Source organism: Arthrobacter sp. Leaf141 (assembly GCF_001424565.1).
Classification (GTDB): Bacteria; Actinomycetota; Actinomycetes; order Actinomycetales; family Micrococcaceae; genus Arthrobacter.
The window spans coordinates 547410-556335 of the sequence record NZ_LMOL01000005.1 but is presented as its reverse complement, the minus strand read 5'-3'; the positions used below and the strand labels follow the sequence as shown (position 1 = coordinate 556335).

Below are 8926 nucleotides of genomic sequence, written 5' to 3'. Positions count from 1 at the left end.
GGCTGCCGGACCAGGTCCGGCAGCCGCCGTCGTGCGTTCAGGCCTGCCAGGGCGGGGATCAACTCCCCCGGCAACCGGCCGCCGCATCCTTACTTGAGGATGCCCTTGTCCTTCAGCCAGCCCTCGGCCGCGTCCTTGGCTGCCTGCTTCTGGCTGCCGCTGACTGCACGGTTGAGGTTGATCAGGTCCTCGGTGGTGAGGACACTGGAGACGGATTTCAGGGCTTCTTTTGCCTTGTCGGTCATCTTGGCTTCGTTGAAGAGCGGGATGACCTGCTGGGCGATGAAGTTGTCCTTCGGGTCCTCCAGGACCACCAGGTCGTTATCGGCAATGGACGGCGTGGTGGTGTAGATGTCGGCAACCTGGACCTGGTCATCCAGCAGTGCCTTCAACGTCACGGGTCCGCCGCCGTCGCTGAACGGTTCCAGCTTCTTGGGCTCGCAGTTGTAGTTCTTCTTCAGGCCGGGCAGGCCGTAGGCGCGCTCCGCGAACGTGGCGGGGGCACCCACCACAATTTCGCTGCACACCTTGGCCAGGTCCTCGATGGACTTGAGCTGGTACTTCTCGGCCGTGGCCTTGGTGACCACCAGCGCGTCCTTGTCCTCAGCCTTGGAGGCGTCCCCGACTGCCAGGCCATCCGGGAGCTTGTCCGGGAGCGCCCCGAGGATGTCTTCCGCGGAAACCTCCGCGGCTGCTTTGTCCACGTGCAGGAGCAGGTTGCCGGTGTAGTCCGGAACGATGTCCACCGAGCCGTCCTGGACCGCTTTGAAGTAAACCTCGCGGGAGCCGATGTTTGGCTTCGTGGTGGCGGTGATGCCTGCGGCCGTCAGGGCACCGGCGTACAGCTCGGCGATGATCTGGCTTTCCGGGAAGTCGGCGGAACCGACCACCAGGGCAGTGTTCCCGTCCGAGGAACCACCGGTGGCCGGTGCGTTGCTGAGCGGATCGGACGAGCCACAGGCCGACAGTGCCATGGCCAGGCCGACGCCGGCGGCCAGGCCGCTGAACGCCCGCCTGCCGAGGCGTGAACGGCTTTCATTCATGATTTTCCTCCTAGTACCACAGGCTCCGCGGGGGCGGGTTCTGTGAGATCGACCGCAGCCGGCTGGCTGTGGGGGGACTGCTTTGAGGCGCCTGGGGTCAGGAACAGCCTCTGGATCAGGGACAGGACAAGGTCGACGGCGATGGCCAGCACCGCGATCAGGAGCGAACCGCCCAGCATCTGCGGGAAGTCGCTGAGGACAAGGCCGTCGAAAAGGTACCGGCCGAGGCCACCGAGGTTGATGTAGGCAACCACGGACACTGTGGCGATGACCTGCAGGACGCCGGTCCGGAACCCACCGAACATAACGGTGAGGGCGTTGGGGAGTTCGGCGCGGAACAGCACCTGGAGCTCCGTCATCCCCATGGCGCGTGCCGCGTCCACAACATTCCGGTCAACGCTGGAGATTCCTGCGTAGGTGCCGGCCAGGAGCGGGGGCACGGTGAGGATGACCAGGGCCCAGACCGGCGGCATCAGGCCGATGCCGGCCAGGAGGACAAAGAGGGTCAGCAGTCCCAGAGTGGGCAGCGCGCGCAATGCACCGGCGATGGCCACCACCGCCACCCTGCCGCGGCCGGTGTGGCCAACGTACAGGCCGATGGGGACGGCGATCGCGGTGGCGATCAGCATGACCAGCCCCGTGTACTGGAGGTGTTCCACCAGCCGGGTGGGGATGCCGGCGCTGCCGGTCCAGTGCAGCGGGTCGGTGAGCCAGGCGAACGTGTCGGCAAAGACGTTGCTCATGCGTTCCCCCCTCCGGTCTTCGGCTGCGCCAGCCGCCGGGCGGCCCCGGCTGTTCCGGCCGCAGCCGGCGTCCCGCCGTCGGCGTCGTTGGGGGTGTTGTGTTCCGGGGCAGGTTCCTGTCCGCCGCGCTGGTTGCCGGCCCGCACCCACGGCGTCATAACACGTTCCAGCACCACCAGAAGGGCATCCATCAACAGGGCAAGGATAAGGATGGCCACGATGCCCACCACGATTTCCGTGATGAAGTCCCGTTGCAGTCCGGACGTGAAGAGCATGCCAAGGTTTCCGATGCCCAGGAGGGCCGCCACGCTGACCAGCGAAATGTTGCTGACCGAAACCACGCGAAGGCCGGCGAACATCACCGGAAGGGACAGCGGCAGGTCCACCTGGAGGAAACGGGCCAGCGGCTTGTAGCCCATGGCCACGGCAGCCTGGCTGACGCCGTCGTCCACGGAGTCGAAGGCGTCCAGGGCAGCGCGGACCAGCAGCGCCACCGCGTAGACCGTCAGCGCCACCACAACGTTGAGCGGATCAAGGATCCGGGTGCCCAGGATGGTGGGCAGGATGATGAAGAGCGCCAGGGACGGCACCGTGTAGAGCAGGGACGATGCGGTGAGGACCACCGAGCGGAGGGCCCGGTTCTGCCGCGCCAGCTGGGCCAGCGGGATCGCGATGACCAGCCCCGCAAGCATGGGGATGAGGGCCAGGACCAGGTGCTGGCCGGCCCGTTCCAGCACCATGCCGCTGTTGGCAAGGAACCATTCCATCAGAGCGCAGCCTGCCGCAGCTGGCGTGCTTCCTCGATGAGGGCCAGGACTTCGCCGCCCCGGACCACACCCTGGACCTGGCCTTCCTGGTCCACGGCGACGCCCAGGCCCGACGGGGACGAAAGCGCGGCATCAAGTGCACGGCGGAGGCTGTCGCCCGGGCGGAACAGTGAACCGCCCGGAATAAGTGCGGTGTCCGTGCCGGGAATGGCCCAGCCCAACGGACGCATTCCCGAGTCCACTACGAGTTGCCAGCCTCCGGTGGCGGCCGGGTCCGACCGGTGGCTGTCCCCTTCGCGGATGATGGTGGGCACCGGGTGGATGCTGACGCCGTCGGACGGGGTGAAGCCAAGGTGGCGGAAGCCACGGTCCCGGCCAACAAACGAGGCGACAAAATCGTTGGCGGGGGCCCGCAGGATCTCTTCCGGGGTGGCGTACTGGGCGAGTTTTCCGCCTACCGCAAACACCGCGACCTGGTCGCCCAGGATGGTGGCTTCGTCAATGTCGTGGGTGACAAACACAATGGTTTTAGCCAGGTCCTTCTGCAGCCGCAGCAGTTCCTGCTGGAGTTCGTCACGGACCACAGGATCCACGGCGCTGAAGGGCTCATCCATCAGCAGCACCGGCGGGTCTGCGGCCAGCGCACGCGCCACGCCAACGCGCTGCTGCTGGCCGCCGGAAAGCTGTGAAGGGTACCGTTTGGCCAGGGGCCGGGCCAGGCCCACCACGTCCAGCAGCTCCTCTGCGCGTTTCCGCGCGGCGGCCTTGGATACCCCGTTAAGGCGCGGCACGGTGGCGATGTTGTCCAGCACCGAACGGTGCGGCAGCAGCCCCGCGGACTGCATCACGTAGCCCATGGAGCGGCGGAGTTCGGCAGCGGGCACGGACGTCACATCCCTGCCATCAACGGTGATGACACCTGACGTGGGTTCCACCATCCGGTTGATCATGCGCAGGGACGTTGTTTTGCCGCAGCCGGACGGACCGACAAAAACGGTGATGGACCCCTTGGCTACTGCCATGGTCAGTCCCGCCACGGCCGCTTGCCCGCCTTGGTACTGCTTGGTGACGCTCTTGAACTCGATCATTGCCTGGTCCATGGTGCGGACTTACCTGTTCTGTTCTGTTGACGGCATCCGTGGTGCCGGGACATGGTCATCAGCACACTGATAGTTACGGTAACCCAATCCTTAGCCGTGAACACCCGCCAAGGATCGGATTGGGGCAAAAGGAATCCTTCTGTAATCATTCGGAACCTGAATCCTGCCGGATGGGTGGACTGGAGGCCAGGAATTACGGGCTGTCCAAGGGGCCGCTGGGCCGCCCGGCCGGCGCGGCCTAAAGTGGGAGGGTGACGAATCTGGAAGTATCCCCGCAGCAGGAAGTCTGTCCGCCGGCACCCAGCGGGGAGGGCCCGGGGCCCTGCCTGCAGCTGTGGCCCGAGCGGGAAGTTCCGCTGGGCGGGGTGCGGGCCATGAACGTCCGCCGGACGCTGCCGCAGCGGGGACTGCCCACCATTGGCGCCTGGTGCTTCCTGGACAGTTTCGGGCCGGATCGGACGGCGATGTCCGTGCTCCCCCACCCCCATATCGGCCTGCAGACCGTGACCTGGCCGCTGGCCGGGACCATCCGGCACCGGGACAGCGTGGGCAGCGACGTGGTGGTCCGGCCCGGGGAATTGAACATCATGACGGCAGGCCACGGGGTATCCCACTCGGAGTTCGCCGTCCTTCCCGACGGCGGTGGGGAGTTGCCGCTGCAGCGGGGGCTTCAGCTCTGGGTGGCGCTGCCGGACGCCGAGCGGCACCGCCGCCCGGCTTTCGAACAGCACCGCAACCTGCCGCAGGCCTTGGCACCCGGCTACACCGCAACCGTGTTCGTGGGCGAGCTGGCCGGCGTGGCCTCGCCCGCAACGATGTTTTCGCCGATCGTGGGCGCCGACGTGGTCTGCGAGGGGGCATCGGTCCTGCCCCTGGATCCGGGATTCGAGCACGGCATCCTGGTGCTCGACGGCGGCCTGACGGTGGACGGGCAGGACATCCCGCCGGGACCGCTGGGCTACCTGGGCGCCGGCCGTTCCGACCTGCACCTCACGGCACTTCCCGGCACCCGGTTCCTCCTGATCGGCGGCGAACCTTTCGGCGAGGAACTGCTGATGTGGTGGAACTTTGTGGGCCGCACCCACGACGAAGTGGAGCAGGCCCGCGACGAGTGGGAAGCCCAGGCGGCGCTGGCGGATTCCGAGAATGCAGCGGCCCGGTACGGGCTGGTCCCCGGCCATGGTCCGGACGCGGGGGCCGAGTCCGGACGGATTCCGGCGCCGCCGCTGCCCGGCGTCCGCCTGACGCCCCGGCGCCGTTCCATCCAGGGCTGAAGTTCCCCGTCAGGCTGGCCCGGCCACCAGGTCCAGTACCCCGAACACGGGTTCCTGGTCCAGGACGCGAACCTCGGTGACGCCCGCAGCCGCTAAATGGCCGCGGAATGCCTCCTGCAGGGCCGGCACATTCATGCCCAGCCCGCCGCCGAGGATGACGGGCCCTTCAAGCCCGAGCTGGCGGAGTACCTGCAGCGCCAGTCCGGCCAGGTCCGCTCCGGCCTGTTCCAGCAGGGCCTGGCTGGGGGCATGGCCTGTGGCTGCGGCGGCGACAACATGGCGTGCCTGCTGGGCCCAGAACCGGCGGCCGGCGGCCGGGTCGTGGAACAGGGCAATCAGGCGGTTGGGGTCCGCCACGCCGCAGCCGGCGAGGAGGGCTGTGGTGAGGGAATCCGGGGCAAGTCCCTTGTTCATCTGCGTCAGGCTGTACCTGACGGCCTCGCGGCCCAGCCAGTACCCGCTGCCTTCATCGCCCAAAAGGTAACCCCAGCCGCCGGCCCGGGCCTCGCCGCCGTCGGCGTTCCTGCCCCAGGCAGCCGAGCCGGTCCCGGCAATGACCGCCACACCGGTGCTGGCGTGGCCGGCGGCAAGCAGCAGCCGCGAGTCGTGGACCACCGTGACCCGGGCCCCCGGCACGTGCGGCGCGATCAGGGCGGCGAGCGCCGCGGCGTCGTCTTCGGTGTCGATCCCGCCGGAGCCTGCGTACACCGTTGCTACCGGGCCGCCGCCGATTTTCGCGAAGAGTTCAGCGAGGTTCCGGGCCGCGTCTTCCCGGCTGACATTCTGCACGTTGGAGCTGCCCGCGGATTCGTCAGCCACCGGGACGCCGTCTTCGAACCGGATGCCGTGGGTCTTGGTGCCGCCGATGTCCAGCCCGATGATGATGCCGTTCAGGGCACCGGGGGTGTGGCCTTCGGTGGGGGCAGCTGGCGGGACGGGGGTTTTTTCGGTGTAAGTCACGCCACAAGGTTACTGGCAGCAGGACTGCCGGGCATGCGCCTGGCGGCGTCGGCGTCATGTTCCCGGCGGCTCCGGTAATGCGTAACCGCCGGCCAGCCCGGCCAGCAGTTCCTGCCCCCGGCTGAGCACCATCTCCCGGAAGAGCCGCACGGAGACGGGCTCGGACCCAGGCTTCCCGCGACGCCAGCTCACACCCACCTCCCGGAATGCGAGCCGGGACGTCAGCGGCACTTCAACCCAGCCCAGGTTTCCTGTTGCTGCCCTCAGTTCCCGGCCCGGGGCGTCGCCACCGGGCGGCAGGATACTGACCCCCAGCCCTGCCGCCACCAGGCCCCGGACGGTATGGGAATCCTGGCTTTCGAAAGCGATCCGGGGCCGGCACCCTGCCTCCTTGAACAGGGCGTCGGTGAGCGAACGCAGGCCATAACCGGGGCCGAGTGCAACAAACGGGTCGGTGCGGACCTCGGCAACGCCGGCACTGCGCCGGCCGGCCAGCCGGTGGCTGTGGTGGACCACCAAACGGAGCGGCTCGCGGTACAGGGGGATGGAGTCCAGGTTCATGCCGGCAGGTGCCACCGGGGCCGTCAGGGCCAGGTCCGACTGGCCGGCGGCCAGTTCCTCCAGGCAGGCACTGCGGGCCCCCTGGCTGAGGGTGAAGACTGCCGCGGGATGGCTGCTTCGGAAGGCACTGATCAGCAGTGGCAGGGCAGCTTCGCCGAAGGTGTGCTGGAAGGAGACGGCGATTTTTCCGCGGGCCACGTCGGATTCGGTGCGCACCAGGTCAAGTCCCGCCTGGAAGCCGGACAGCGCCTGGTCGATGTACGGCAACAGGGTCTGCGCTGCGGGGGTCAGGCGCACTCCCCTGCCGTCCCGGACCACCAGCTCAGCGCCAACCACGGCACTGGCCCGGGCCACGGCCCGGCTCACCGTGGACTGCGGGACGCCGAGGATCTCGGCCGTGGCCGTGATGTGCCCCGTCCGTCCCAGTTCCGCCAGGACCGGCAAGAGTGGGAGGAGCTGGACCAGGTGCTTGAGTTCGGGTTCCACGTTGCTGCCGGGCCTTTCCTGCCGGGACCCGGGCGCCCCGGATAATTCATCCGTATTTGCGATTATTTTGGCACAAAGCATGCATTGGAGCGATATGACGGCCGGGGCTACGCTTACGGAATGTCCAGCCCCGACCCCTTCCCCGGCAGCGAGCCGGAACCGCTCCGGTGGAATGGCCACCCGAAAGGTTCGGCGGCATACACGCGGATCCTCGCCGGCCTCTCCTTCGCCGGCGTGGCCACCTTCGCCCAGCTGTACTCCACCCAGGCCGTCCTGCCGCTGCTGGCAGCCGACCTGAAGATCACGGCCGCGGAGGCCGCCCTCACCATCTCCCTGGCCACCGTGGGCCTGGCCGTTACGGTGATCCCATGGTCGTTCCTGGCCGACCGGATCGGCCGGGTGAAGGCCATGACCTGGGGCATCTCCATCGCCACGGTCCTGGGCCTGCTGGTGCCGCTGGCCAGCAGCTTCGGCATGCTCCTTGGCCTGCGGCTCCTGGAGGGCATGGCACTGGGGGGCATCCCGGCCATTGCCATCGCCTACCTCAACGAGGAAGTCACCCGGGCGCATGCTGCCGTCGCAGCGGGCAGCTACGTTGCCGGCACCACGCTGGGCGGGTTGGCCGGCAGGCTGGTGGCCGGACCCGCCGGGGAACTGTGGGGCTGGCGCGCGGCGGCCCTCTCAGTTTCGATCCTGGCCACGCTGGCCGCCGTCGCCTTCCTGCTCCTGGTCCCCAGGGCGCAAGGCTTCGTGGCCGCGCAGGCGTCAGGGCTTCGCGGCGCCGTGGCGACACTGGCCAGGCATCTGCGGAACATCCGGCTCCTGGCACTCTACGTGCAGGCCTTCCTGATGATGGGCGGCTTTGTGGCTGTCTACAACTATCTGGGGTTCCGGCTCTCCGGGGCACCGTTCGGCTTGCCGGCCACCGTTATCAGCCTGATCTTCCTGGCCTACCTGTCCGGGACGTTCACGTCCCGCTGGGCCGCAGGCCTGACGTTGCGGTTTGGCCGCCGGACCATCCTGCTGGCGGGCCTGGCCCTTGCCGTGGCTGGCCTGGCCCTGACCCTCACCCCGTCCCTGCCCGTGATCCTGGCCGGACTGGTGGTGTTCACCGGCGGCTTTTTTGCCGCGCACAGCATCGGCGCCGGCTGGACCGGAGCCATCGCCAGCACAGGAAGGGCCCAGGCGGCGTCACTGTACAACCTGGCGTACTACCTCGGGTCCAGCGTGCTGGGGTGGGCCGGGGGCCTGCTGTTCCAGTCCTTCGGCTGGTCCGCCCTCGCGGGGGCCGTGATGGCCCTTGCGGTCCTCACCGCGGCGACTGTCGCCGTCGTCAATCCCCGCGACCCACTGGCCGCAACGAATTAACCCGCGCCGCATCCCGGCCTTTCGTTGCAGATGTTCGGCGGCGCACCGGCTGCGGCACCTGTTGGCGACAAATCAGCGGTCTAGGATGAATGCAGGACGTTGGAAGGAACTGCAGTGAGTACGAACCCCAGGAACGCCAGGCCGGTCCAGCACCAGGAGCCCCTCGACGCCATCGATGAGCGGCTCCTGGCCGCGCTGGTGGCAGACGCCCGGATCTCCAACAAGCAACTGGCGGAACTGGTGGGCATCGCCCCGTCCACAGCGCTGATGCGGACCCGGGCGCTCTCCGAGCGGGGCATTGTCCAGGGCTACGAGGCGAAGTTGAGCCTGTCCGCGATCGGCCGGTCCGTGCAGGCGCTGGTGGCCGTGCGGCTGCGGGCCCACGACCGGGACCAGATCGACCGCTTCACCGCGCGGGTACCGCACCTGCCGGCCGTGCTGTCCACGTTCCACACGTCAGGGTCGGTGGACTACCTGCTGCACATTGCCGTGGCCACCACCGAAGACCTCCGGGACTGGGTGCTGGACAACCTGGCCACGGATCCGGTGGTGGGCCACACCGAGACCACCCTGGTGTTTGAGCACATCCAGGGTAACCACGGGCCCCTGCCTGCGTAGCGGCGG

9 protein-coding genes are annotated in these 8926 nt (G+C 68.3%); 3 read left to right on the top strand and 6 right to left on the bottom strand.

Annotated features, from left to right (window positions below):
• Positions 1–89: 89 nt before the first annotated feature.
• From ASF72_RS05130 to ASF72_RS05115, 4 genes are read right to left on the bottom strand one after another with little or no spacing between them, the layout of a single operon-like run.
• Complete coding sequence (locus tag ASF72_RS05130; protein WP_050685842.1) at positions 90–1043, bottom strand: ABC transporter substrate-binding protein; 954 nt, start codon at positions 1041–1043, stop codon at positions 90–92.
• Positions 1040–1786 carry an ABC transporter permease gene (locus ASF72_RS05125; protein ID WP_050685840.1) on the bottom strand — a complete coding sequence of 249 codons (747 nt, stop codon included), beginning with the start codon at positions 1784–1786 and terminating at the stop codon, positions 1040–1042. Before ASF72_RS05125 ends, ASF72_RS05130 begins: the two co-directional genes overlap by 4 nt.
• Positions 1783–2553 carry an ABC transporter permease gene (locus ASF72_RS05120; protein ID WP_056597061.1) on the bottom strand — a complete coding sequence of 257 codons (771 nt, stop codon included), beginning with the start codon at positions 2551–2553 and terminating at the stop codon, positions 1783–1785. Before ASF72_RS05120 ends, ASF72_RS05125 begins: the two co-directional genes overlap by 4 nt.
• A complete protein-coding gene (locus tag ASF72_RS05115; RefSeq protein WP_050685837.1) occupies positions 2553–3653 on the bottom strand; it encodes an ABC transporter ATP-binding protein in 1101 nt (366 codons plus the stop codon). The genes ASF72_RS05120 and ASF72_RS05115 overlap by 1 nt, the downstream gene beginning before the upstream one ends.
• A 251-nt stretch (positions 3654–3904) precedes the next feature.
• On the opposite strand from ASF72_RS05115, the gene ASF72_RS05110 reads away from it, so the two are divergent.
• A complete protein-coding gene (locus ASF72_RS05110; RefSeq protein WP_056597059.1) occupies positions 3905–4927 on the top strand; it encodes a pirin family protein in 1023 nt (340 codons plus the stop codon).
• A 9-nt stretch (positions 4928–4936) separates the two neighbouring features.
• On the opposite strand, the gene ASF72_RS05105 is transcribed toward ASF72_RS05110, so the two are convergent.
• Complete coding sequence (locus tag ASF72_RS05105; RefSeq protein ID WP_082484034.1) at positions 4937–5887, bottom strand: BadF/BadG/BcrA/BcrD ATPase family protein; 951 nt, start codon at positions 5885–5887, stop codon at positions 4937–4939.
• A gap of 54 nt (positions 5888–5941) precedes the next feature.
• Positions 5942–6934 carry a LysR substrate-binding domain-containing protein gene (locus ASF72_RS05100; protein WP_050685833.1) on the bottom strand — a complete coding sequence of 331 codons (993 nt, stop codon included), beginning with the start codon at positions 6932–6934 and terminating at the stop codon, positions 5942–5944.
• 120 nt (positions 6935–7054) lie between these two features.
• Between ASF72_RS05100 and ASF72_RS05095 the strand changes: the two genes are divergently transcribed.
• Both ASF72_RS05095 and ASF72_RS05090 read left to right on the top strand, forming a co-directional pair.
• Positions 7055–8302, top strand: a complete 1248-nt coding sequence (locus ASF72_RS05095) for an MFS transporter (RefSeq protein WP_056597057.1) — start codon at positions 7055–7057, stop codon at positions 8300–8302.
• Positions 8303–8416: 114 nt separating this feature from the next.
• Positions 8417–8920 carry an Lrp/AsnC family transcriptional regulator gene (locus ASF72_RS05090; RefSeq protein WP_056597055.1) on the top strand — a complete coding sequence of 168 codons (504 nt, stop codon included), beginning with the start codon at positions 8417–8419 and terminating at the stop codon, positions 8918–8920.
• The last annotated feature ends 6 nt before the right edge of the window (positions 8921–8926 follow it).

Bases quoted from the DNA above. Each gene is read 5' to 3' on its own strand.
- ASF72_RS05130 (WP_050685842.1), bottom strand. From the start codon at position 1,043: ATGAATGAAAGCCGTTCACGCCTCGGCAGGCGGGCGTTCAGCGGCCTG.
- ASF72_RS05125 (WP_050685840.1), bottom strand. From the start codon at position 1,786: ATGAGCAACGTCTTTGCCGACACGTTCGCCTGGCTCACCGACCCGCTG.
- ASF72_RS05120 (WP_056597061.1), bottom strand. From the start codon at position 2,553: ATGGAATGGTTCCTTGCCAACAGCGGCATGGTGCTGGAACGGGCCGGC.
- ASF72_RS05115 (WP_050685837.1), bottom strand. From the start codon at position 3,653: ATGGACCAGGCAATGATCGAGTTCAAGAGCGTCACCAAGCAGTACCAA.
- ASF72_RS05095 (WP_056597057.1), top strand. From the start codon at position 7,055: ATGTCCAGCCCCGACCCCTTCCCCGGCAGCGAGCCGGAACCGCTCCGG.